At 59.9% G+C, this 21958-nt stretch carries 22 protein-coding genes; 5 read left to right on the top strand and 17 right to left on the bottom strand.

Features of this window, described 5'->3' with window-relative positions:
• Window positions 1-86: 86 nt before the first annotated feature.
• From prmC to GDN47_RS27540, 5 genes are all read right to left on the bottom strand, one after another.
• Complete coding sequence (gene prmC, locus GDN47_RS27560) at window positions 87-962, bottom strand: peptide chain release factor N(5)-glutamine methyltransferase (RefSeq protein WP_145636240.1); 876 nt, start codon at window positions 960-962, stop codon at window positions 87-89.
• Window positions 959-2038: a peptide chain release factor 1 gene (gene prfA, locus GDN47_RS27555; RefSeq protein ID WP_113332334.1), complete on the bottom strand. Its 1080-nt coding sequence runs from the start codon at window positions 2036-2038 to the stop codon at window positions 959-961. Before prfA ends, prmC begins: the two co-directional genes overlap by 4 nt.
• Before the next feature lie 94 nt (window positions 2039-2132).
• Window positions 2133-4400 (bottom strand): phosphoenolpyruvate--protein phosphotransferase, encoded by a 2268-nt coding sequence (gene ptsP, locus GDN47_RS27550; protein ID WP_113354191.1) that lies wholly within the window; start codon window positions 4398-4400, stop codon window positions 2133-2135.
• Window positions 4401-4500: 100 nt separating this feature from the next.
• Window positions 4501-5775: an aspartate kinase gene (locus GDN47_RS27545; protein WP_069612962.1), complete on the bottom strand. Its 1275-nt coding sequence runs from the start codon at window positions 5773-5775 to the stop codon at window positions 4501-4503.
• 171 nt (window positions 5776-5946) lie between these two features.
• The gene (locus tag GDN47_RS27540; protein ID WP_113332336.1) at window positions 5947-6573 is read right to left on the bottom strand and encodes a hypothetical protein; all 627 of its coding nucleotides are present in this window, start codon (window positions 6571-6573) and stop codon (window positions 5947-5949) included.
• A 263-nt stretch (window positions 6574-6836) separates the two neighbouring features.
• Here GDN47_RS27540 and ubiG point away from each other — a divergent pair, with 263 nt between their 5' ends.
• Window positions 6837-7589 carry a bifunctional 2-polyprenyl-6-hydroxyphenol methylase/3-demethylubiquinol 3-O-methyltransferase UbiG gene (ubiG, locus tag GDN47_RS27535; protein WP_145636243.1) on the top strand — a complete coding sequence of 251 codons (753 nt, stop codon included), beginning with the start codon at window positions 6837-6839 and terminating at the stop codon, window positions 7587-7589.
• A 21-nt stretch (window positions 7590-7610) separates the two neighbouring features.
• Here ubiG and GDN47_RS27530 read toward each other — a convergent pair whose 3' ends face one another.
• Genes GDN47_RS27530 through GDN47_RS27510 form a run of 5 tightly spaced genes read right to left on the bottom strand, consistent with a single transcriptional unit; the run spans window position 7611 to window position 10569 of the window.
• Entirely contained in the window at window positions 7611-8198 is a 588-nt protein-coding gene (locus tag GDN47_RS27530) for a DUF3291 domain-containing protein (RefSeq protein ID WP_113332338.1), read from the bottom strand.
• Window positions 8198-8626: a DUF1178 family protein gene (locus tag GDN47_RS27525; protein WP_113332339.1), complete on the bottom strand. Its 429-nt coding sequence runs from the start codon at window positions 8624-8626 to the stop codon at window positions 8198-8200. Before GDN47_RS27525 ends, GDN47_RS27530 begins: the two co-directional genes overlap by 1 nt.
• Complete coding sequence (locus GDN47_RS27520) at window positions 8623-9480, bottom strand: carbon-nitrogen hydrolase family protein (protein ID WP_145636247.1); 858 nt, start codon at window positions 9478-9480, stop codon at window positions 8623-8625. Before GDN47_RS27520 ends, GDN47_RS27525 begins: the two co-directional genes overlap by 4 nt.
• Before the next feature lie 24 nt (window positions 9481-9504).
• Window positions 9505-9762, bottom strand: a complete 258-nt coding sequence (gene grxC / locus GDN47_RS27515) for a glutaredoxin 3 (protein ID WP_069612956.1) — start codon at window positions 9760-9762, stop codon at window positions 9505-9507.
• A 30-nt stretch (window positions 9763-9792) separates the two neighbouring features.
• Window positions 9793-10569: a ComF family protein gene (locus GDN47_RS27510; RefSeq protein WP_145636249.1), complete on the bottom strand. Its 777-nt coding sequence runs from the start codon at window positions 10567-10569 to the stop codon at window positions 9793-9795.
• Between the two features lie 119 nt (window positions 10570-10688).
• Between GDN47_RS27510 and GDN47_RS27505 the strand changes: the two genes are divergently transcribed.
• Window positions 10689-11573 carry a methyltransferase domain-containing protein gene (locus GDN47_RS27505; protein ID WP_113354197.1) on the top strand — a complete coding sequence of 295 codons (885 nt, stop codon included), beginning with the start codon at window positions 10689-10691 and terminating at the stop codon, window positions 11571-11573.
• Window positions 11574-11582: 9 nt separating this feature from the next.
• On the opposite strand, the gene GDN47_RS27500 is transcribed toward GDN47_RS27505, so the two are convergent.
• Window positions 11583-11765 carry a Flp family type IVb pilin gene (locus GDN47_RS27500; RefSeq protein WP_069612954.1) on the bottom strand — a complete coding sequence of 61 codons (183 nt, stop codon included), beginning with the start codon at window positions 11763-11765 and terminating at the stop codon, window positions 11583-11585.
• Window positions 11766-11940: 175 nt separating this feature from the next.
• Complete coding sequence (locus GDN47_RS27495) at window positions 11941-12258, bottom strand: hypothetical protein (protein WP_069612953.1); 318 nt, start codon at window positions 12256-12258, stop codon at window positions 11941-11943.
• 384 nt (window positions 12259-12642) lie between these two features.
• On the opposite strand from GDN47_RS27495, the gene GDN47_RS27490 reads away from it, so the two are divergent.
• Window positions 12643-12969, top strand: coding sequence for a hypothetical protein (locus tag GDN47_RS27490; RefSeq protein ID WP_152094666.1), 327 nt, complete (start codon window positions 12643-12645; stop codon window positions 12967-12969).
• A 58-nt stretch (window positions 12970-13027) separates the two neighbouring features.
• On the opposite strand, the gene mutT is transcribed toward GDN47_RS27490, so the two are convergent.
• The 4 genes from mutT to GDN47_RS27470 all read right to left on the bottom strand — a co-directional run bounded on the left by mutT (window position 13028) and on the right by GDN47_RS27470 (window position 16567).
• Window positions 13028-13441 carry an 8-oxo-dGTP diphosphatase MutT gene (gene mutT, locus GDN47_RS27485; RefSeq protein WP_113354198.1) on the bottom strand — a complete coding sequence of 138 codons (414 nt, stop codon included), beginning with the start codon at window positions 13439-13441 and terminating at the stop codon, window positions 13028-13030.
• Window positions 13438-14217: a GNAT family N-acetyltransferase gene (locus GDN47_RS27480; protein WP_113354199.1), complete on the bottom strand. Its 780-nt coding sequence runs from the start codon at window positions 14215-14217 to the stop codon at window positions 13438-13440. The genes mutT and GDN47_RS27480 overlap by 4 nt, the downstream gene beginning before the upstream one ends.
• 10 nt (window positions 14218-14227) lie before the next feature.
• The gene (gene argJ / locus GDN47_RS27475) at window positions 14228-15469 is read right to left on the bottom strand and encodes a bifunctional glutamate N-acetyltransferase/amino-acid acetyltransferase ArgJ (RefSeq protein WP_113354431.1); all 1242 of its coding nucleotides are present in this window, start codon (window positions 15467-15469) and stop codon (window positions 14228-14230) included.
• Window positions 15470-15643: 174 nt separating this feature from the next.
• Window positions 15644-16567, bottom strand: a complete 924-nt coding sequence (locus GDN47_RS27470; RefSeq protein ID WP_069612949.1) for a peptidylprolyl isomerase — start codon at window positions 16565-16567, stop codon at window positions 15644-15646.
• 246 nt (window positions 16568-16813) lie between these two features.
• Here GDN47_RS27470 and secA point away from each other — a divergent pair, with 246 nt between their 5' ends.
• The gene (gene secA, locus GDN47_RS27465) at window positions 16814-19534 is read left to right on the top strand and encodes a preprotein translocase subunit SecA (RefSeq protein ID WP_113332346.1); all 2721 of its coding nucleotides are present in this window, start codon (window positions 16814-16816) and stop codon (window positions 19532-19534) included.
• A gap of 127 nt (window positions 19535-19661) precedes the next feature.
• On the opposite strand, the gene GDN47_RS27460 is transcribed toward secA, so the two are convergent.
• Complete coding sequence (locus GDN47_RS27460; RefSeq protein ID WP_113332347.1) at window positions 19662-20291, bottom strand: glutathione S-transferase family protein; 630 nt, start codon at window positions 20289-20291, stop codon at window positions 19662-19664.
• Between the two features lie 251 nt (window positions 20292-20542).
• On the opposite strand from GDN47_RS27460, the gene GDN47_RS27455 reads away from it, so the two are divergent.
• Window positions 20543-21958 (top strand): oligosaccharide flippase family protein, encoded by a 1416-nt coding sequence (locus GDN47_RS27455; RefSeq protein ID WP_145636254.1) that lies wholly within the window; start codon window positions 20543-20545, stop codon window positions 21956-21958.

Below are 21958 nucleotides of genomic sequence, written 5' to 3'. Positions count from 1 at the left end.
CGCAACCTATATTGCTTCCTCAGGAAATCCAAGCTTTTTCTTTGCGATAACAACGGGGTTCCACAAATCCGCTGCAAAATGTCACGTTAATGTTGAAATTCAAACACAAGAACCCGGTCGTTCTGGCCGTAGTCCCGAACCGCCTCGACAAGGGAAAATCCTGCTCCTTCAAAAACCGAAGTCACCGTTTCACGCTGATCGTAGCCGATCTCCACACCAATCATACCGTTCTGATATAGAAATCGAGCCGCATCCTTTGCGATCGCCCTGTATGCATCCAGCCCATCAAGGCCCCCATCAAGGGCCGTGGGAGGATCGAAATCCTTTACTTCTGGAGCGAGAGTGGAAATGACACTAGACGCAATATAGGGCGGATTTGAGACAATCACGTGAAAACGTTCGTGGATGGCTTCAAACCAGCTCCCTTGCACAGTTCTGAACCGCGCCGCCAGGCCATTTCGCTCCGCGTTCCCGCGAGCGGTTTCCAGCGCTTCGCTGGAAATATCGGAACCAACGCCCATTGCTTTAGGGCATTCACGAAGCAGGGCCAAACAAATGGCCCCGGTCCCCGTCCCGATGTCCAGTATATGGATATTGCCGATCTGGGATTCAAGACGCCTGACATGTGGCAGCATCGTATCGACGAGAATTTCCGTATCGGGCCGCGGTTCGAGCGTTGCAGCCGAAAGCCGCAGCGAGAGACCATAGAATTCCCGCTCGCCGAGAATGCGATAGACCGGCTCATGATTGAGCCGACGATCGATCGCCGCACGTATCATCACCACGTCATCCTCGGATACGGGCTCGAAACCGTGCGTCACGAGGCCGGTCGCAGAAAGATGCAGAAGGCCGCCGACAAGAATGCGTGCTTCCGTGGCGGGATCGTCGAGATCGGCCCCGGCAAATCGGGCGCGCGCCTCCTGCAGGAGCTCGGATGCGGTCGGCCCCTGCCCGCCACTCATGCCTGTTCGCCGAGCTGGGCGAGCTGGCTCGCCTGATAATCCGCCAGCAGCGCATCGACCACCTCGTCGATCTCGCCCACCATCATCCGGTCGAGCTTGTAGAGCGTCAGGTTGATGCGGTGATCGGTGACGCGCCCCTGCGGGAAATTATAGGTGCGGATGCGCTCGGACCGATCGCCGGAGCCGACCTGGCTCTTGCGGTCGGCGGAACGCTCGCTGTCGGCCCGCTGGCGCTCCATGTCGAACAGGCGAGACCGCAGGACCTGCATGGCTTTAGCGCGGTTCTGATGCTGCGACTTTTCCGAGCTGGTGACAACGATACCCGAGGGAAGATGGGTGATGCGCACGGCCGAGTCGGTCGTGTTGACGTGCTGACCACCGGCACCTGAAGAGCGCATGGTGTCGATGCGGATATCCTCAGGCCGGATCTCGATATCGATTTCTTCGGCTTCCGGCAGCACGGCGACGGTCGCCGCAGAAGTATGAATACGCCCGCTCGCCTCGGTTTCCGGCACACGCTGCACGCGGTGAACGCCGGATTCGAACTTCAATCGGGAAAATACGCCCTTGCCGCTGATGGTGGCGATGATTTCCTTGAAACCACCCGCTTCGCCCTCGCTCGCCGAAAGCACTTCCACCTTCCAGCCATTGCTGGCGGCAAAACGCTCATACATGCGGAAGAGATCGCCAGCGAAAAGGGCCGCTTCCGAGCCGCCAGTGCCGGCGCGGATTTCCAGGATCGCGCTCTTCTCGTCGGCGGCATCCTTCGGCAGAAGCTCGATCTGGATCGCCTTTTCCAGCGTCTCGATTCGCTCCCTGACCTCGGGCAGCTCCATTTCGGCAAGATCGCGCATGTCGCGATCGACGGATTTATCGGAGAGCATGGTTTCGAGATCGGCAGCCTCGGCAAGGGCACGCTCATAATCGCGGATTTTGGTCACAACCGGCTGCAGCTCGGAATATTCGGAAGCAAGCTTCACATAGACATCCGCGGCCGGACCGGCGGACATGCGCGCCTCGATCTCGCCGAAGCGGCGTTCCAATTCGCGCATTTTTTCAACAGGGAGCTTCGCCACCCTCTACTCCAATTCTTCTTATTATCTCTGCTTTGATGTTGTGATGCGCATGATCCTGCCTGCAAAACCGCTTTATGCTTTTCAGGATCGCGCGCTAAAGCGGAATATTGTGGCTCTCGGCAAAGTGCACAAGGATATCCCGCATGGAATTCGTCGGCTGCTTGTCATCGAGTGCGGCTTCCATGACCTCGGACAAGGCCTTGAGGTCAAGCCCGAGCAGCATTGCTTTGACCGGCCCGATCGAGGCCGGCGACATCGAAACCGAGCGGAAACCGATGCCGAGCAGGGCCATGGCCGAAATCGTCTTGCCCGCCAGTTCGCCGCAAAGCGTTACCGGCGTCTTGTTGCGTTCGCCAGCCCGCACAATATCGCGCAGGATACGCAGAAACGGCCGCTCGAGCGGATCGAAGCGATCCGAAACGCGGGCATTGCCACGATCGACCGCCATCGAGAACTGGAACAGGTCGTTGGAGCCGACCGAGACGAAATCGACCTCCGCCATCAGCTCGTCCAGCTGCCACAGCAGCGCGGGCACCTCGAGCATTGCGCCGAACTGCAGCTTGCGCGGCAGGCCGTGCCCGAAGCGCGAAAGGTGCTGCACTTCCTTTTGCAGAAGTTCACGCACGGCTCGGATCTCGGAGACTTCCGTGACCATCGGCACCATCATCTTCAATTCGCTGTCGGCTGCCGCCCTGAGCATAGCCCTGAGCTGCGTGCGCAACAGGCCTGGACGATCGAGCGAGAGGCGGATGGCGCGCCAGCCGAGCGCGGGGTTTTCTTCCTCATGCGCTCGGAAATAGGGAACGACCTTGTCGCCGCCGATATCGAGCGTGCGGAAGGTGACGATACGGCCACCCGCCTGCTTCATGACATTGCGATAGAAGGCTTCCTGTTCATCCGCCTTCGGCATGGTCGAGGCGATCATGAACTGCAGTTCGGTGCGGAACAGACCGATGCCCTCGGCTCCGGATTCCGCAAGTTGCGGCAGGTCTACCAGCAGACCGGCATTCATCAGCAGCGAAATGCGCTGCCCGTCCTTTGTGATCGGCTCGACGGAACGCAGAGCCCGGAACTGCTCCTGCCTACGGGCACGGAACCGGACCTTCTCTTCATAGGAGCGCTGATGATCAGCCATCGGCCGCAGGTGTACATGACCACCGTCGCCGTCGATGATGACCGGATCGCCGTTTTCGGCCAGCGCAACGACACCTACCGCCTGTCCGACGACCGGAATGCCCATGGCGCGTGCCACGATGACGACGTGGCTCGTGACAGCGCCCTCTTCCAGCACCAGGCCGCGAATATTGGCGCGGGGATAATCGAGCAGTTCAGCCGCGCCCATCGCACGCGCGAAAATGACCGCATCGTTCGGGAAGCCTTCCGCGCTGGTACGGCCTGAATGTCCAATGAGCTGCCGCAAAAGCCGGTTCGCCAGATCTTCGAAATCGTGCATGCGTTCGCGCAGATAGGGATCGGTCAGGCGCATCATGCGCGCCTTTGTGTCACTCTGCACCTTTTCGACGGCGGCTTCAGCGGTCAGGCCGTTGCGGACGGCTTCCTCAAGCTTGCGCACCCAGCCCTGGTCGTGCGCGAACATGCGGTAGGTCTCAAGCACCTCGCGATGCTCACCTTCCATGGACACGTCACGGCGCGACAGCATGTCGTCGATCGAAATGCGCAGCGAACCGAGTGCCTCGGCGAGGCGGCCGATTTCCTTGTCGGCATCCTCGTTCAAGAGATTGGTGACGACGATGCGCGGCTCGTGCAGCACGACATAGCCGAGGCCGATGCCTTCATTGTAGCTGTCGCCATCGATCGTAACGGAGCGAGTGAGATCGAGTTCCAGGCCAGGCTTGGTGATCTTCTTCAGCTCGCCGGTCGCGATCATCTCGGCCAGCACCATGGCCGTCGTTTCGAGCGCCTCCAGCTCTTCCTCGCGATAATTGCGGCTCGCCTTGTTCTGGACGACGAGAACGCCGAGCGAACGGCCGGTGCGCAGGATCGGCACGCCGAGGAAGGAGTGATAGATCTCTTCGCCGGTTTCCGGAAGGTAGCGGAAGGCCGGATGCGATTGTGCATCGGAAAGATTGAGCGGCTGGGCGGATGCGGCAATCGTGCCGACCAGGCCTTGCCCCATCTTCAATTGCGAAAGGTGGACGGCCTCTTTATTCAGACCCTCGGTGGCATAAAGCTCAAGGACACCGTCGGCGCGCAGCACATAGACCGAGCAAACCTCGGCAACCATATTGCTGGCAATCTGGCGGACGATCCGGTCAAGGCGCTCCTGCGGCTCCAGCGGCTCCGCCATCAATTCGCGTAGCCGCTTGAGCAGAACGCGTGGACCGCCGGATAGGTCTCTCATTGCGCCACTAGCTCCCGAATCAAGATGTCATGCCCGTCTTGCCCACGTCAGGGCCGGCCGAAACTCGCCTCCGTCACGGTCCGTCGTCAGCAGTCGTGACTCAACTCTTATCCAGACCGTAGCAGGAATGCAAAGTCCTGACTGCGAGTTCTGCATAAGGACCGTCGATCAGGATGGAAATCTTGATTTCTGACGTCGTAATGGCCTTGATGTTGATGCCTTTTTCGGCAAGTGCCCTGAAAGCGGTCGCAGCTACGCCTGCATGCGAGCGCATACCGATGCCGATGACGGAAACCTTGACCAGACCTGATTCGCTCTGGACGACGTCGTAGCCGATCTTTTCCTTGTTTTCGCCAAGAACGCGCAGCGCCTTCTCGACGTCGCCCGAGGGCACCGTGAAGGTCATATCGGTCTTGGAGCCGTCTTCGGAAATGTTCTGAACGATCATGTCGACATTGATGTGGTTTTCGGCCAGCGGCCCGAAGATCGCAGCGGAAACACCCGGCCGGTCGGCAAGACGACGCAGCGAGATCTGAGCCTCATCCTTGGCATAGGCAATGCCGGTGACTACTTCCTGTTCCACGATTTCTTCCTCGTCACAAATCAGCGTTCCGGGCGGGTTAAGCAGATCGCCCATGCCCGGAGCATCGGGATCCTCGAAAGAAGAGCGCACGAAAGTGCGGACCTTGAACACCATGGCGAGCTCAACCGAGCGCACCTGCAGCACCTTCGCACCGAGAGACGCCATTTCGAGCATTTCCTCGAAGGCGATCTTCTTGAGGCGGCGCGCCTTCGGCTCGATGCGCGGGTCGGTCGTGTAGACGCCATCGACATCCGTGTAGATATCGCAGCGATCGGCCTTCACGGCGGCGGCGATCGCAACGGCCGACGTGTCGGAACCGCCGCGGCCGAGCGTCGCGACGCGATTGTCGGGACCGAGACCCTGGAACCCGGCGACGACGGCGACCTGCCCTTCCTTCATGCGGCGGATCATGTCTTCGCCGTCGATGTCGAGAATGCGGGCCGCACCATGCGCATTGTCGGTGCGGATGGGGATCTGCCAACCCTGCCACGAACGGGCGTTGATGCCCATGGCCTGCAGCGCAATCGCCAGCAGGCCGGAGGTGACCTGCTCGCCCGAAGCCACGACGGCGTCATATTCGCGTGCATCGTAGATCGAGTGATTGGCGCCGGAGACTTTCGGCATGTTCTGGACCCAGCCGACCAGTTCGTTGGTCTTGCCGGACATGGCGGAAACGACGACTGCCACTTCGTGACCGGCATCGACCTCGCGTTTCACATGGCGTGCAACGTTCTTGATACGGTCCAGATCCGCGACGGAGGTCCCGCCGAATTTCATCACGATGCGTGCCATGTGCCTCTACCAGTACCCTGCGCCGGGCGGCCGAATGCGGAAAGCCCGACATGCAAAATCGCCCTTCCGGTTCGGTAGCCGGAAAAGCGTGATCTCAATGGGGCCGTCTCTTAGCGAGTTTGTCGGGCAGGCGCAATAGCATCGGACGCCAGAGGCGACGAAAAGTTTACTCTAAAAATCCACTTTTAAGGTCGACCAGAGCTTGTCGAGAATGCCCCCTTCCTTGGGGATATTTTCTTTGTTGAGGAAGGTGGCGACAAGCACGCCGCCTTCCGGCCGGCCGGTCGCGACGATCTCATATTCCATGACGTCGTCGTCCGTGGTCGTCTCGGCCTTCACGCCCTTCAGCACGGTACCGCTCGGCAATGTGCGCTGGGTCGCTCGCTTGCTGATTTTCGCGCCGCCATTGATGCTCTCCTGCACCATCTGCTGGAGTACGACATCGGTATAGCTGGAAGGGTTAAGACCCTTATAGACCTGCACGATGATGCCCGTGCCGATCGGCGTCATCAGCGCATATTGCTGCACGCCGTCGCCGAGATCCGTCTTTGCAACCGTGAACTTGCCATCATGATCGAAGGAGAATTTGCCGCCGGTGAAGGTCACCGTCTCGCTGCGCTGCAGCTCCACCGGGACCTTGCGGCCATCCTTCATGGTGACTTCGAGCGTATCGCCGGGATTGATGCCGACGCTGACTCCGTCGATCGTCAGGCGAAACCCCTTGCCGTCCCCGGCGCATGCATGGCTGGCCGCAAACCAGCACATGGCGACGACCGTCGCGAGACGGAGTGGTCTCATGAGGAGCTCCTCTACAGGCCAGTCGATCGCAATCGATCCCGGTTCCGAAAGTCCATTTCACAACCCGGCGATTGATCGGCCATAAGATACCGCCATGTCAACCTCCGCACCGCAATTCGCATCGCGCAATCGAGATACCCCACAGCTGATCGAAGGCCGCAGGCCCTTGACATCGCGCATCGATCGTCCGACTTCACCCTTCAGGTAGAATTATTGCTTGCAGTCGTGCGAACCGCAGAACGACGCAAATGATGGAGTGAGCCATGAGCGAAACGGCAAAGAGCACGATCGACCAGAGCGAAGTGGACCGTTTTTCCGCCATGGCGGCTGAGTGGTGGAGCCCGACCGGCAAGTTCAAACCGCTTCACAAGTTCAATCCGGTCCGTCTGGCATATATCCGCGACCGCGCCTGCGAGAATTTCGACCGCGATCCGAAGAGCAGCCGACCGCTTGAGGGCCTTCGCGTGCTCGACATCGGCTGCGGCGGCGGTCTGCTGTCGGAACCGGTAGCGCGCATGGGCGCCACCGTCATCGGCGCCGATCCCTCGGAAAAGAACATCGGCATCGCCTCGACGCACGCGAAAGCCTCCGGCGTTCCCGTCGACTACCGAGCCGTCACCGCCGAGCAGCTGGCCGAAGCCGGCGAAACCTTCGATATCGTGCTGAACATGGAAGTGGTCGAGCATGTCGCCGACGTCGAATTCTTCCTGTCGACCTGCGCAAAAATGGTGCGTCCCGGCGGCTTGATGTTCGTTGCGACCATCAACCGCACCATGAAGGCGGCAGCCCTTGCCATCTTCGCCGCCGAAAACGTGCTTCGCTGGCTGCCCCGCGGTACGCACCAGTATGAAAAGCTGGTCCGCCCGGAGGAAATCGAAAAGCCGCTTGCCGCAAGCGGCCTCGATATCATTGCCCGCACAGGCGTCTTCTATTCGCCGCTGCAGGACCGCTGGAACCTCTCGAAGGATATGGACGTCAACTACATGCTTCTGGCGAAGCGAGCGAACTTGGGCTGATCGTGCATCTGCGAATCCGCCTCAGACCTTCAATGTCAGCACGTGTGCCAGCAACTCGCTCTGGCCCACGGCGTTGCGAGCAACGATCTCTTTAATGCGAAGGCGATCGATCTCCTGAGGCCGGCCAGCAGGCCCATAGGGCTGCTTGAACGAGAAGGCAGCCGGGCCGGCACCATGATCGTGCAAATGTTCCAGGCGCTCGACGCCATCCCTCCATTCCGGAATGGTCCCGTGATCCACCCACCAAAGGACAAGCGGCGGCCAGCTCTGCCTGAGGTTCCAGTGTCGCGCGCCTTTCAGGGCGTCGGCATGCACGCCGCTATAGGTGAATGCCATCAGCGATTCGATATCGGCCCAGAGCGACAGTGACGATGGCGCCGTCTGAAAGCCGCTGCCCTCGATGAAACGCGGAAAGACCTGTTGACCCCAACAGGGAACGCCCGGTTCGCCGGAATAACCGGATCGACCGATAAAGCCATCAGCCCGGGCAGCAGCCTCGAAATTCGCCGCCTCGCGCAGCCGAAATCCCTCGACCTCAGGACTCTCGTAGGCCGCGACATGCAGCCCGAAATTATACATGGCGAGATGTTTGCTGCCGGTCGCCGGCATCAGTTGATATCGTCTGGCAACACGGGAATGGCTGCGATCTCGATACCCTCCTCGACAAGGGCCTGCGCCTCATCAGGCGTCGCCTTGCCGATGATCCCACGCGCATCTGCTTCGCCGTAATGGATCTTGCGGGCCTCTTCCGGGAATTTGGCGCCGACATCCTCGGCATTGGCCTTGATGGCGTCGACCGCTTCCTTGAGCTTGGCCATCGCCTCCTTGCGGGCGGCATCCATGGCAAGCGTCTGCATCTCGTCCTTCTTGCGCGCGGTCGAAACCGAAGGCGCCATCAGCTGCTTGGAGATCGCAGCCGAATTACAGACCGGACAGGTGAGAAAACCGCTTGCGACCTGGCGGTCGAAATCGGCACTTTCGGAAAACCAGCCCTCGAACTCATGGGCATTGTCACAGGTAAGCGAATAACGGATCAAGCAGCGACGCCTCCAGCCGCCGGCGTCGCGATCTTCTCCAGCGAAAATTCGCGCGCATTCTTCAGGTTCGGTATCTTGTCATGGGCTGATTTGACGGCAGCGATATCGATCTCGGCGATGACCACGGCCTCGCCCGTGCCACCGGCGGATGCCAGCACCTTGCCCCAGGGATCGATGATCATCGAATGGCCGAAAGTCTCACGGCCGTCCTCATGCTTGCCGGCCTGCGCGGCGGCAATGACGAACATGCCGTTTTCGATGGCGCGGGCGCGCAGCAGAATTTCCCAATGCGCTTCACCGGTCTGCTTTGTGAAGGCGGCAGGTACCGTCATCACCTCGGCGCCAGCAACGGCCTGGGCGCGGAAGAGCTGCGGAAAGCGCACATCGTAGCAGATGGAAAAGCCGAGTTCGGCGAACGGCAGCGATGCGATGCGCGCCTCCGACCCCGGCCGATAGACGGCGCTTTCGCGCCAGCTCTCGCCATTGTCAAGATCGACGTCGAACATATGGATCTTGTCGTAGCGATTGATGAGCTTGCCGTCGGGACCGAAGAGGAAGCCACGATTGGCGATCTTGCCGTCATCGAGCGCAATGGCAGTCGAACCGATATGCAGGTATATGCCGAGCTCTTCTGCCAGTCCGGACGCCGTCTTGACGATGATATCGTTCGGCTCGTCACGCAGCACAGCGCGCAGGCCCGGACGATCCTTCTGCACCGCGCCGGTCATCTCCGGCGTTTGCACATAGACAGCACCCTGCGAAGCGGCGTCGCGCACCAGGCGCGCCATATCAGCCGCGTTCTTCACCGGATCGACACCGGAACACATCTGGACGGCGGCAGCCTTGAAGCTCATCGGTTTCTCCCTCGTAAAGACAGGTCAGGCAGCCAGCATCGGATCGAGCTTGCCGGCCCGGTCGAGCGCATGGATGTCGTCGCAGCCGCCGACATGCTCACCATTGATGAAGATCTGCGGGAAGGTCGCGGCGCCGTTCGACTTCGCGATCATCTCCTGCCGCAGTTCGGGCGAATAGGTGGCGTTGTGCTCGACATAATCGACGCCTTTGGATTCGAGCAGAGATTTCGCACGGGCGCAATAGCCGCAGAATTCACGCGTATAGATGACGACGGATGCCATGATCCACTCCGGAAAAGCCTAGATTGATTGTCATATAAGATGGCCGACGACCCTTGCAAAGGTCAAAACCGTGACATCGGCCGCACCTGCTTTCTTCAGTGCGCGCGTGGCCGCGGCAACCGTGGCGCCCGTGGTATAGACATCATCGACCAGAACGACGCGCCGCCCGAATATATCGGCCGCCCGATGCTCGGAGACGGCGAAAGCACCGCGCACATTGTCCTGTCGCGCCTTCGCCCCGAGACCCACCTGCTGGCTCGTGCGTTTGACGCGCAGGAGCGTTGCGGCGAGCAGCGGCTTGCCTGAAAGACGGGCAATGTGGCGAGCAAGCTCGGCAGCCTGATTGTATTTGCGCGCAAACAGCCGCGCCCGGTGCAGCGGCACCGGAATGATCGCATCGCAATCCGCAATCGTGCCGTCGCTGGCACGCAGCATCCAGCCGGCCATCATCGGCGCGAGATCGGTGCGATCGCGATACTTCAGGCTCAGAACGAGATCCCGGACGATGCCGTCGTGAACGGCGGCGGAGCGCAGGCGGTCGAAGACGGGCGGATCGGCAATCGCCTCTGCGCTGAGGATGCCAGCGCCAAGATCATGGGAGAACGGACTGCCGAGCACCTCGCAATAGGGCCGCTCGATAAAGCGAATGCCCGACCAGCATGCCGCGCAAAGACCGCGATGCGCGCCGAGGGAAACGCCACAACCCGGGCAGGCCGGCGGATAGACCAGATCGGCAAGAGCCATCCAGGGTCTTTTCAGCCCGGCGCCCAGCATAGACAAGGTGATTTCGCGTCCCATCATCCCCATATGATTGACACTAGCAATTCCGGGAAAAGTGTATAGCGGTTTTCCGTCCGGAATTGCGCAAGAGAAAACGCGCGTGCCCGGCACGCGCCGCCGAATTGATGATAGTGCAGGAAACCACCATGGAAATCGTGTTCGACCAATCGCTGCTTGCAGCCCGCAAGCGCCGGGCCTTGAGACAAGGCGACCCGAAAGCGGCATTCCTGCTCGACATTGCCGCCGGCGAACTGGCGGAGCGGCTTGGCGTCACCGAACGCCATTTCGACGAAGCCGTCGAGCTGCATGGCACGACCGGCGTAGCTGCGCATCTGGCTCTGGCAACCGGCAAGATCAGCCATTTGAAAAGGATCGAAAGCGAAATGGGTTTTGCCGCTCCCGGCGAGACCCTTATCGAAGCGCCGCCGGAAGAACTGCCGCTGGAGCCGGAATCGGTCAATCTCGTGCTTTCGCCGCTTAGCCTGCATGTCACAAACGACACGCCCGGCGTCTTCATCCAGATCCGCCGCGCGCTGAAGGCGGATGGTCTTTTCCTGGCGGCGATCCCCGGCTCTGGAACCCTGCAGGAATTGCGCGACGTGCTGCTCGCGACCGAAATCGAACTGACGGGGGGCGCAAGCCCGCGCGTCATCCCCTTTGCCGATGTCCGCGATGTCGGTGGCCTCCTGCAGCGTGCCGGCTTTACCTTGCCCGTCATCGACGCCGAAACCTATACGGTGCGCTACGACAATCTCTTTGCCCTGATGCGCGACCTGCGCGCCATGGGCATGACCAATCCGCTGGTCGACCGCAGCCGCAAACCGCTGACGCGTGCCTTCTTCCTGCGTGCGGCCGAGCTTTACGCCGAACGCTATTCCGATCCGGACGGGCGGATCAGGGCGACATTCTCCATCATCTACGTCTCAGGCTGGACGCCGCACGAAAGCCAGCAGAAGCCGCTGCGGCCTGGTTCGGCCAAGGCGCGGTTGGCCGATGCGCTCAAGGTCGAGGAACACAAGCTCAAGCAATAGGCGGTCGCGTCAGTTCTGGGACGCCGCCGAATTCTGTATCGTATTGGACAGGAGGTTGAATGTGCTTGAGAGGCTGCCTCCGAAGGCGCCGACACCGCTGATGATCGCAGCCGACATCAAGGCTGCGATGAGACCATATTCAATGACCGTGGCACCGGTCTTATCGGTGAAAATACGCCGAACGGAACGCATAAGCTCGAAGCTCCCAGCATTGGACAACTGATGAATCCGATGCTCGTCATGGCATCCGGCAGGCTATGCTCACGCGCCAGAGCGTTTGTGCTTCTTTAAGTCGCAAAAACGCTCTATCTTTTTGTTTCTACGCAATTCCGATGGGAAACCGCTACGCACTTTTCCTGGAATTGCTCTATTGGCAGCCGCTGTCGGCACCATAACCCTGGACGATACAAACCGAACCCGGCTCCTGCTGCAGAACACTACGGCGGATCGTATACCGCTTGCCGTTTTCCGTCTGCGGGATCGAACCCGTGGTAATATTGTCAATATCCGGCGCGCTTGCAAGCACGCGTGACTTGGATTTGTCTGATAGCATCGGGGTCAGAATAAGCGAAAGCGCGACCGCCGCCGTACCGAACAGCAAAGCGATATTCAACGCGCCCGTTCTGCGCGACGTGGAATAGGACTGCTCTTTTTCCTGAACAGCTTTCCAGAAATCGTCGTCCATTGTGTCAAGCCTTCTCTAACGCACCCAACAACCGCTTGATTGAGAGAATTGAATGCCAGAAGGTCATAAACGATCCCTTAATATCCACATGCAAATTAATGAGACGTAAAATTCCGGGACAGTGCATGATTCGCATTATCAGGCTGATATTAAATGGCTAATTCTCGTTAACCATATTTGCGACGTATTACCTTGACGCATTTCAAACCGTCACTGCGTGAACCTAAAAAAGATCCGCCCCACGACGGGACATCAAATTCGGTCCGGAGAGGCACGCACTGGACGAAAATTTCATCGATACATCAAATAATAGAGATTGACACTTGCGCGCCATGATATATCGCCAAGCTACATTTTGTTATCCTGGGTTGCGTGAATTTACACATGGCAGGTTTGCTCAAGGCGGTTGGCGGTTTGGTGATTGGTATTGCGATCCTGTTCGGGATTGCGACGTTGTTTAGTGGAAGTGCAGCGGGCGTAGCGGCGGGGCTGATAGGCGCCCTTTCCTACGCTTTTAACGGCGCCGTGATTTTTGCCCTTGGACTGATGCTCGAACATTTGGAGGCAATTCGCCGCGAATGTGACAGGCAATCTGACATGCTGACGGATTTGCTCCGCAAAATGCCGAAGACGGATGCGTCCCCTCGAGAGCCCGGCGTCTCCCAACTTGATCAGCTTGCAAAATCAAGTTTCAAATCCAGAGATATCTAGACACGGGGGGCGCGACACCGCCCGATACCGGCGCTGCCTCAGCCCTTGCCGTAAAAAGCTAAAGCAGATCCTGCAGGAACGGGATCAGCGGCTCATCGGCCGGCGGCATCGGATAGTCGCGCAGGGCCTGCGGCCGTACCCATTTGATCGCCTGCCCTTCCCGGCCATGCGGGATTCCTTCGTAACGCCGGCAGATATAAAGCGGCATCAGCAGATGGAAGGTTTCGTAAGTATGGCTGGCGAAGGTCAGCGGCGCGAGACAGGCGATTTTCGTCTGGATGCCAAGCTCTTCCTGAAGCTCGCGCACCAAGGTCTCCTCCGGCGTCTCGCCAGACTCGACCTTGCCGCCGGGAAACTCCCAGAGGCCGGCGAGCGATTTTCCCTCGGGGCGCTGCGCCAGAAGGATACGGCCGTCAGCGTCGATGAGCGCGCAGGCGGCCACGAGAACGATCTTTCGGCCAGCCTCGTTCATGCAGCCTCCGGCGGTCGCCAATAGCAATAACGATAGGCTTCGCGGAAACCGAAACGAACGTAGAGCGCCAAAGCCGGAGCATTGTCGGCGCTGACCTGCAACCAGGCGGTCTTGGCGCTGCGCATCCGGGCCCAGCGAAGCGCCGAAGTCAGGATCTCGGCTCCGAGGCCCTTGCGCCGATGCTGCTGCGAGACGGCAACCGACATGACGCCGGCAAGATCGTTGTCCTGCACGCAAAGCGTTGTCGCCACCGGTCCGGCATCATCATTTTCGATGACAAAGAGGCCCGATGGCGGCTTGATGCCGCTCACCACCTCGGCCAATGCCGGCTTCAGAGCCGGATCAGCCTCATCAACGATGAGGCTCGCATCGACAAAGCGGCCGACATCGTGGCTCGGCAGATGATCCAGCATATCAGGCAATTCGAGATCGACGAGATTGGCGGTCATGACGATCGTCTCGTCGAAACACGTCCAGCCGCGCTCCCGTAGGAGATCGATGAGCTTCGGCGAGGCGAGCGGCGTCTCGCGCACGACCATAGGCCTGCCATAGGCTTCGAACTTGCGCTGCGCTTTTGCCAGCCGGATCTCGAGATCGCGATGATCGGAGGGATCGAGCGGCACGACAGAATTCAGCCGCTTCGACGGATGACCCGCCGTCAGCCGGATTTGCCAGCTGCCATCATATTGCACCGACGAGGCGGGCCAGGCCCGGAAACCGACGGCTTCCAGCCTGCGCACCAAGGGCAGCTTGTTTATCGTGGACTGCGCATGCATCAGCTAGGTATCAGCTCCGGTAGTCGCCATTGATGGCAACATATTCCTTGGTAAGGTCGCAGGTCCAGACCGTTGCGCGGCCATTGCCGAGGCCAAGATCGACCTTCACGGGAATATCCTGCTGCTTCATGACATTAGAGGCGGCTTCTTCCGAATAGGAAGCGTCACGCTCACCGTTGACTGCGACGCGGACATCGCCGAACCAGATGGCGAGCTTGTCGCGATCCGCCATTTCGCCCGCCTTGCCGACAGCCATGACGACGCGGCCCCAATTGGCGTCTTCGCCGGCGGCGGCGGTCTTGACCAACGGCGAATTGGCGATCGAAAGCGCGATGCGCTTGGCAGCCGCGTCGTTTTCGGCGCCCGTCACCGTAATTTCGAGCATCTTGGTCGCGCCTTCGCCGTCGCGAACGACCTGGATGGCAAGATCCTTCAGCAGCTCGTTAAGTGCCGCCCGGAAACCGATAAGCTTCGGATCGTCGGCGCGATCGATATGCGCCTGACCATCAGCCGCGGCAGTGCCGGTGGCGAACAGCATCAAAGTATCGGAGGTCGAGGTATCGCTATCGACCGTCATCGAATTGAAGCTCGGGCCGACGCCTTCGGACAGCAGCGTCTGCAGCACGGCAGAAGAAATATCGGCATCGGTGACGACGAAAGAGAGCATCGTCGCCATATCGGGTGCGATCATGCCGGCGCCCTTGGCAATACCGTTGATCGTGACCTTGACGCCGCCGATCTCGGCGGTGCGGGTCGCGACCTTCGGATAGGTATCCGTGGTCATGATCGCCTTGGCGGCCTCGAACCAGAAATCGCTTGTCGCATCCTTCGCCATCGTATCGAGCACACCGGCGAACTTGCTGGCGTCAAGCGGCTCACCGATGACACCGGTGGAGGCGAGATAAACTTCGTTTTCACCGCAACCGACGGCAGCCGCCGCGGACTTGGCGGTCAGTTCCGTCGCCTGGCGTCCCTTGAGGCCGGTGAAGGCATTGGCATTGCCGGAATTGACGACGACGGCGCGCGCGCTGCCGTGCGCCAGGTTCTTCCGGCAGAAATCGACCGGAGCCGAAGGGCACTTCGAGCGGGTGAAGACGCCCGCTACGGCGGCCGGCTTGTCGAAGACCATCAGCAGGACGTCGGTCCGGTTCTTGTACTTGATGCCGGCGGAGGCCGTGGTCATGCGCACACCGCGAAGGGCGGGCATGGATACAAAGGTTTTGGGAGCGAGCGGAGAAACGGAACCGGACATGAGACCCACCTGGACGAGCATGATGCCGAAAAGTGTAGGCGGTTTTCGGATTACATCATGCTCTGCTTTTTAATTCTGGAGCGGATTCAGATTTTAGGTCGTATCGACCTAAAATCATCCGGCTCCAGTGAAGGGCCCGGAAAATCCGGGCCCTGATTGTTTGACTGCTGTCAATTACTGCTGCGGCTGAGCGTCGGGCGCTGCCGCACCGTCGGCAGGCGCAACTGCATCGTCGGCCGGTGCTGCATCCTGCTGCTTCTGCGCGTCGTCATAAGCCTTGCTGAGCGCCGGATCGTTGATGACGACCTTGGTATCCTGCTTGGCCTTGTTCAGGAGTTCAAGATACTTGTCGCGCATGACGAGCTGACGAACCTGGTCCTTGACCTGGTCGAACGGCGGAGGAGGAGCATTGCGCTTGTCTTCAACCTTGATGATGTGCCAGCCGAAATCGGTCTTAACCGGGGTCTTCGTGTAGGTTCCGACCGGAAGCGCGAAAGCCGCGTCCTCGAATTCCTTGACCATGCGGCCATGGCCGAAATAGCCGAGATCGCCGCCGTCAGCCTTGTTTGGATCCGTCGACTTTTCCTTGGCAAGTGCGGCGAAATCCTTGCCGGCATCGAGTTCCTTGATGATCGCCTTGGCTTCATCCTCGGTCTTCACGAGAATGTGGCGGGCATGAACCTCTTCCTGCTTCGGCAGGGCTGCGACTTCCTTGTCGTAACGAGCCTTGACTTCATCATCCTTGATGGCGTCGGCGACGTGAGCCTTGAAATAGGCATTGTGCAGCTCGCGGTCGCGCAGATAGGCCATGTGAGCCTGGAAGTCCGGCGTCTGATCGAGCTTCTCGGCAGCGGCCTTCTGCGACAAAAGCTTCACATCGACCGAAGCCGAGAGTGCTGCGACCTTCTTCTGGTCATCCGGAAGCTGGCCGAGCTGCGGATCGAGATTGGCGATTGCCAGATCGAGTTCGGATTGATGGATTTCGACATCGCCGACCTTGGCGACAACGGGGTCCTTGGCATCGGCCGCGAAGACCGGAGCCTGGAAGGTAACGATTGTTGCGAAAGCAACCGCAGCAAGCTTGTTATACTTCAACATAAAATAACCCTTCGGTGATCTCGACCGGCTCGACAGATGTGAATCCGGCGTGAAAAAGCCTTCAGCAGGAGAATGTGGCCTTTCTGTATCGGCCAAATCCCGTTGACATCAATCGACCCCCCTCTTATCTGTCACGCAACCTCGCGTCCAGAACAGTTTCCGGCCGTTTTGTGCTATACTCCCGTTTTTTTCGGGAATGGATCAAGCAGGAAACGGCAGGATGAAATCTCAGAAAGGACCAGTCACATGGTCAGCCTAGGTGGAATTGCCCGCAAGTTGTTCGGCTCGTCCAACGACCGTCGGGTTAAATCGTTCCAGCCGAAAGTAGCCGCAATCAACGCGCTCGAGCCGGAGATGCGTGCGCTGTCCGATGAAGCTCTGGCCGCCAAGACGGTTGAGTTCCGCCAGCAGCTCGCGGACGGCAAGACGCTGGACGATATCCTCGTGCCGGCCTTCGCGGTCGCTCGTGAAGCGTCGCGCCGTGTTCTTGGCATGCGACCCTTTGACGTGCAGCTCATCGGCGGCATGATCCTTCATTCCAATGCCATCGCTGAGATGAAGACCGGTGAAGGTAAAACTCTGGTTGCCACCCTCCCGGTCTATCTGAACGCGCTGGCCGGCAAGGGCGTCCATGTCGTTACCGTCAACGATTACCTGGCGCAGCGCGACAGCGGCACCATGGGCCGCCTGTACAGCTTCCTCGGCCTGACGACGGGCGTCATCGTCCACGGCCTGTCGGATGAACAGCGCCATGACGCCTATGCCTGCGACATCACCTACGCCACCAACAACGAGCTCGGCTTCGACTATCTGCGCGACAATATGAAATATGAGCGCGCTCAGATGGTTCAGCGCGGCCATAGCTTCGCGATCGTCGACGAAGTGGACTCGATCCTGGTCGACGAAGCGCGCACGCCGCTGATCATCTCCGGTCCGCTCGACGACCGCTCCGATCTCTATATCACCATCGACGCCTTCATTCCCCGCCTGGCGAAGGAAGACTATGAAATCGATGAAAAGCAGCGCTCGGCCAACTTCTCCGAAGAAGGCACCGAGAAGCTGGAAAACATGCTGCGCGAAGCCGGCCTCTTGAAGGGTGAATCGCTCTACGACGTCGAGAATGTCGCGATCGTCCACCACATCAACAACGCGCTCAAGGCGCACAAGCTGTTCCAGCGCGACAAGGACTATATCGTGCGCAACGGTGAAGTCGTCATCATCGACGAATTCACCGGCCGCATGATGCCAGGCCGCCGTTATTCGGACGGCCAGCATCAGGCGCTGGAAGCCAAGGAGCATGTGCAGATCCAGCCGGAAAACCAGACCCTGGCGCAGATCACCTTCCAGAACTACTTCCGCATGTACGAAAAGCTCGCCGGCATGACCGGTACGGCATCGACGGAAGCAGAGGAATTCGGCAACATCTACGGTCTCGACGTGATCGAAGTGCCGACCAACCTGCCGATCCAGCGTATCGACGAGGACGACGAGGTCTATCGCACGCACGCCGAGAAGTATAACGCCATCATCAATGAGATCCTCGACGCTCACAAGCGCGGCCAGCCGGTGCTGGTCGGCACGACGTCGATTGAGAAGTCCGAACTTCTCGCCGACCTTATGCGCAAGCGCGGCTTCTCCAATTTCCAGGTTCTGAACGCGCGCTACCACGAGCAGGAAGCCTACATCGTCGCCCAGGCCGGCGTTCCGGGCGCAGTGACGATCGCCACCAACATGGCCGGCCGCGGCACCGACATCCAGCTCGGCGGCAACCTCGAAATGCGAGTCGAGCGCGACCTGCACGAAATGGAACCCGGTCCGGAGCGCGACGCGGCCATTGCCCGCATTGCCGAAGAGATCAAGGAACTCAAGCAGAAATCGATCGCTGCCGGCGGCCTCTACGTCATCGCCTCCGAGCGCCATGAAAGCCGCCGTATCGACAACCAGCTGCGTGGCCGTTCCGGCCGCCAGGGCGACCCGGGCCGCTCGAAATTCTACCTGTCGCTCCAGGACGACCTGATGCGCATCTTCGGTTCCGACCGCATGGATGGCATGCTGCAGAAGCTCGGCCTCAAGGAAGGCGAAGCGATCGTCCACCCCTGGATCAACAAGGCGGTTGAACGCGCCCAGAAGAAGGTCGAGGCCCGCAACTTCGACATCCGCAAGAACGTTCTGAAGTACGACGACGTATTGAACGATCAGCGCAAGGTCATCTTCGACCAGCGTGTCGAGCTGATGGAATCCAAGGACCTCTCCGAATTCGTCGGCGACATGCGCCACGATGTCATCGAAGATCTCGTCGCCAGACATATTCCAGAGCGCGCCTATGCCGAACAGTGGGATGCCGACGGCCTGAAGACGGCTGTCGCCAACTTCTTCGATCTCGACCTGCCCATTCATGACTGGGTCAAGGAAGAAGGCATCGGCGAAGACGACATCCGTGCGCGCCTGACGGAAGCGGCTGAAAAGGCTGCGGCCGAAAAGGCTGAACGCTTCGGCCCTGAGATCATGACCTATGTTGAGCGCTCCATCGTGCTGCAGACGCTGGACAATCTGTGGCGCGAGCACATCGTCAACCTCGATCATCTGCGCTCGGTCATCGGCTTCCGCGGCTACGCCCAGCGCGATCCGCTGCAGGAATACAAGGCCGAAGCTTTCGAGCTGTTCCAAGCACTGTTGAACAATCTGCGCCAGGCCGTGACCGCGCAGCTTTCGCGCGTCGAACTGGTGCAGCAGCCGGCCGAGCCGGAGACGCCGCCGATGCAGGCCCGTCATATCGACGCGACAACGGGCGAAGACGAATTCTCACCATTCACGCTTGCAAGTGAGAGCGCTGTGGCACCGGAAAATCGCGATCCGCGCAACCCGGCAACCTGGGGCCGCGTCGGCCGCAACGAGGCCTGCCCCTGCGGCTCCGGCAAGAAGTACAAGCACTGCCACGGCGCCTTCGAAAGCAGCGAAGTGGTCTGAGCCTCGCAAACCGACAGCAATGAGCAAAAATGCCGCCTTCGGGCGGCATTTTTGTTTGCAACGATCAGGGACTACAACAATTCGCCGATAGGCGCCGCCGACAACCATTTCAGCACGCCCACCGCGTTCAGACAGCGGAATGCGGATCCTCATTGTAGAGATGCACCGGGTAGCCCGGTCCAATGACGTCAAGCACCCGATCGAACCAGGCCCTAAGCGCGGGGTAGTCGGCAAGATCCAAGCCGCAATCCGCCGCCCTATGGGCATAGGCGTAAACCGCGATATCCGCGATCGAGAACTCCTCACCAACGAGGAACGGCGTGTTCTTCAACCCGCGCTCGAGCGCTGCAAGCGTACGAAGGCTGCCGGCGCGCTTGGCTTCCGCCAAAACGGCATTGAGCTCGAGCCGTCCCGTGAGCGTCCAGAAGCGCAGCGTACCGATGACCGGTTCGACATGATACTGCTCGAAAAACAGCCATTGCATGACCTTGGCATGTCGATAGCGATCCGCCGGAAGAAACCGCGTGCCTTCAGCAACATAGGTGAGAATAGCGTTCGATTCCGCAATCGTTCGCCCATCCTCCAGTTCGAGAACGGGGATGCCTCCTGCCGGATTGAGATCGAAAAAGGCGTCCGTGCGCCCCTCCCCCTCGAAAATGGACACCAGGCGGGTCTGATAGGGAATATCGAGCAATCCGAACAGAACCCTGGCCTTCCAGCCATTCTGCGACGGCAAATAATCGTGAAGTGTGAGCATGAAATCCTCCTCCAATAGACCCTGGATTCTACATGCCGACCAAACCTCCGCCACCCGTTTCCTGCGACGGCTCTCTGAGTGGTGCGGGCATGAACTCCTCGCAGCCAACGGTTGCTTTTGCACTCACCCGACAGACAACCGACCGCATGCATGACCCCTGACATTTAACTATCGAAAGAACCGATTCTTAACTCTCCTCTGCCAAGACTAACGCGAGTTTGGGATCATACTTAAAGTATTGCGTATCGATCATGGCGGTCTTTCAAACAGCGGAAAGAATGTTGCCGTCCGCATTGCGGGCCGCGCTATCGCCGTATCTACGCAAAGTCGCCGCTATGCTTACCGGCCGGGACGAAAAGGCAGTTTCACAGCGCATGGCGCTGATCGCCTTCACGATCCGCGTTGCAGGCGCCGCCCTCGCCTTTCTCTCGCAGATCATCCTGGCCCGCCTGATGGGGCGGTTCGAATACGGCATCTTCGTCTTCGTCTGGGTGCTGATGATCCTGTTCGGCAATCTCGCCTGCCTCGGCTTCCCGACCGCCATCATCCGCTTCCTGCCCCAATACGATGCCAACGGCAATCATGATGCCATTCGTGGCTTGAATGCCACGGCACGCCTGTTCGTGGTCGCCGTTTCGGGCAGTCTGGCACTGATCGGCGCGCTGCTGCTCTTCGCCTTCCGCGGCATGGTCGAACACTATTACGTCATGCCGGTTTTCCTCGGTCTGATTGCCGTGCCGATGATCGCGCTTGGAGACGTTCTGGACGGTACGGCCCGCGCCAAACACTGGCCGATCATGGCTCTCAGTCCGACCTTCCTCATTCGCCCGACGCTGATCCTGCTCTTCATGGTAATCGCCATACTCGCCGGCGCGCCACGCGATGCCGTTACCGCCATGGCGGCGGCGCTTGCTGGCGCCTTCACCAGCGTCCTGCTGCAATATCTTGCGGTGACGCTCCGTCTGCGCCGCCATTATCCAAGCGGCCCGAAAACGACTGAATTCAGCACTTGGACAGCCGTCGCCCTGCCGATTTTCCTAGTCGAAGGCGTGGGCTACCTGCTCACCAATTCGGACGTCATCGTCGTCGGCATCTTCCTCGATCCGGATGAAGTCGCCGTCTATTTCGCGGCGGCAAAAACGATGGCCCTGGTGCTCTTCGTCTCCTTCGCCGTCAGGGCCGCCATTGGCCCGCGCTTTGCCGCCATTCTTGCTGAAGGTGACCGGAGCAAGCTCGCAGCCTTTGCCACGGAGGCGACGCGCTGGTCCTTCTTTCCGGCGCTTGCCCTCGGCCTCGTGGTGCTGGCGGCAGGGCAACTCCTGCTTTCACTGTTCGGCGCGGCCTTCACCGAGGGCCAGATCGTGATGGCGATCCTGCTTGCCGGCATTCTCGCAAGAGCGCTCGTCGGCCCTGCTGAAGTGCTCCTGACCATGGCGGACAAGCAGATGCTTTGCGTCTATCTCTATGCTGTGGCGCTCATTGCCAATGTCGGCCTGAACGTTGCGCTCATCCCGCATCTCGGCATCGAAGGAGCGGCGATTGCCGGAGCGGTCGCCATGGCGATCGAAGCCCTGCTCCTGCACATCGCCGTGCGCCGTGCGCTCGGCATCACCCTATTCGCCCTTATCCGGCGTCCTGCAGCGCCATCGGCAACGAGGGCCCTCTGA

Source organism: Martinezella dioscoreae (assembly GCF_009176305.1).
GTDB classification, from domain to species: domain Bacteria; phylum Pseudomonadota; class Alphaproteobacteria; order Rhizobiales; family Rhizobiaceae; genus Rhizobium; species Rhizobium dioscoreae.
Note: the sequence above shows the minus strand (reverse complement) of the source record. Positions and strands in the feature narration are given on the sequence as shown.

Excerpts from the sequence above, each read along its gene's own strand:
- prmC (WP_145636240.1), bottom strand. The coding sequence starts at position 962 with ATGAGTGGCGGGCAGGGGCCGACCGCATCCGAGCTCCTGCAGGAGGCG.
- ptsP (WP_113354191.1), bottom strand. The coding sequence starts at position 4,400 with ATGAGAGACCTATCCGGCGGTCCACGCGTTCTGCTCAAGCGGCTACGC.
- GDN47_RS27545 (WP_069612962.1), bottom strand. The coding sequence starts at position 5,775 with ATGGCACGCATCGTGATGAAATTCGGCGGGACCTCCGTCGCGGATCTG.
- GDN47_RS27540 (WP_113332336.1), bottom strand. The coding sequence starts at position 6,573 with ATGAGACCACTCCGTCTCGCGACGGTCGTCGCCATGTGCTGGTTTGCG.
- ubiG (WP_145636243.1), top strand. The coding sequence starts at position 6,837 with ATGAGCGAAACGGCAAAGAGCACGATCGACCAGAGCGAAGTGGACCGT.
- GDN47_RS27530 (WP_113332338.1), bottom strand. The coding sequence starts at position 8,198 with ATGCCGGCGACCGGCAGCAAACATCTCGCCATGTATAATTTCGGGCTG.
- GDN47_RS27520 (WP_145636247.1), bottom strand. The coding sequence starts at position 9,480 with ATGAGCTTCAAGGCTGCCGCCGTCCAGATGTGTTCCGGTGTCGATCCG.
- grxC (WP_069612956.1), bottom strand. The coding sequence starts at position 9,762 with ATGGCATCCGTCGTCATCTATACGCGTGAATTCTGCGGCTATTGCGCC.
- GDN47_RS27510 (WP_145636249.1), bottom strand. The coding sequence starts at position 10,569 with ATGGGGATGATGGGACGCGAAATCACCTTGTCTATGCTGGGCGCCGGG.
- GDN47_RS27505 (WP_113354197.1), top strand. The coding sequence starts at position 10,689 with ATGGAAATCGTGTTCGACCAATCGCTGCTTGCAGCCCGCAAGCGCCGG.
- GDN47_RS27500 (WP_069612954.1), bottom strand. The coding sequence starts at position 11,765 with ATGCGTTCCGTTCGGCGTATTTTCACCGATAAGACCGGTGCCACGGTC.
- GDN47_RS27495 (WP_069612953.1), bottom strand. The coding sequence starts at position 12,258 with ATGGACGACGATTTCTGGAAAGCTGTTCAGGAAAAAGAGCAGTCCTAT.
- GDN47_RS27490 (WP_152094666.1), top strand. The coding sequence starts at position 12,643 with ATGGCAGGTTTGCTCAAGGCGGTTGGCGGTTTGGTGATTGGTATTGCG.
- mutT (WP_113354198.1), bottom strand. The coding sequence starts at position 13,441 with ATGAACGAGGCTGGCCGAAAGATCGTTCTCGTGGCCGCCTGCGCGCTC.
- GDN47_RS27480 (WP_113354199.1), bottom strand. The coding sequence starts at position 14,217 with ATGCATGCGCAGTCCACGATAAACAAGCTGCCCTTGGTGCGCAGGCTG.
- argJ (WP_113354431.1), bottom strand. The coding sequence starts at position 15,469 with ATGTCCGGTTCCGTTTCTCCGCTCGCTCCCAAAACCTTTGTATCCATG.
- GDN47_RS27470 (WP_069612949.1), bottom strand. The coding sequence starts at position 16,567 with ATGTTGAAGTATAACAAGCTTGCTGCGGTTGCTTTCGCAACAATCGTT.
- secA (WP_113332346.1), top strand. The coding sequence starts at position 16,814 with ATGGTCAGCCTAGGTGGAATTGCCCGCAAGTTGTTCGGCTCGTCCAAC.
- GDN47_RS27460 (WP_113332347.1), bottom strand. The coding sequence starts at position 20,291 with ATGCTCACACTTCACGATTATTTGCCGTCGCAGAATGGCTGGAAGGCC.
- GDN47_RS27455 (WP_145636254.1), top strand. The coding sequence starts at position 20,543 with ATGGCGGTCTTTCAAACAGCGGAAAGAATGTTGCCGTCCGCATTGCGG.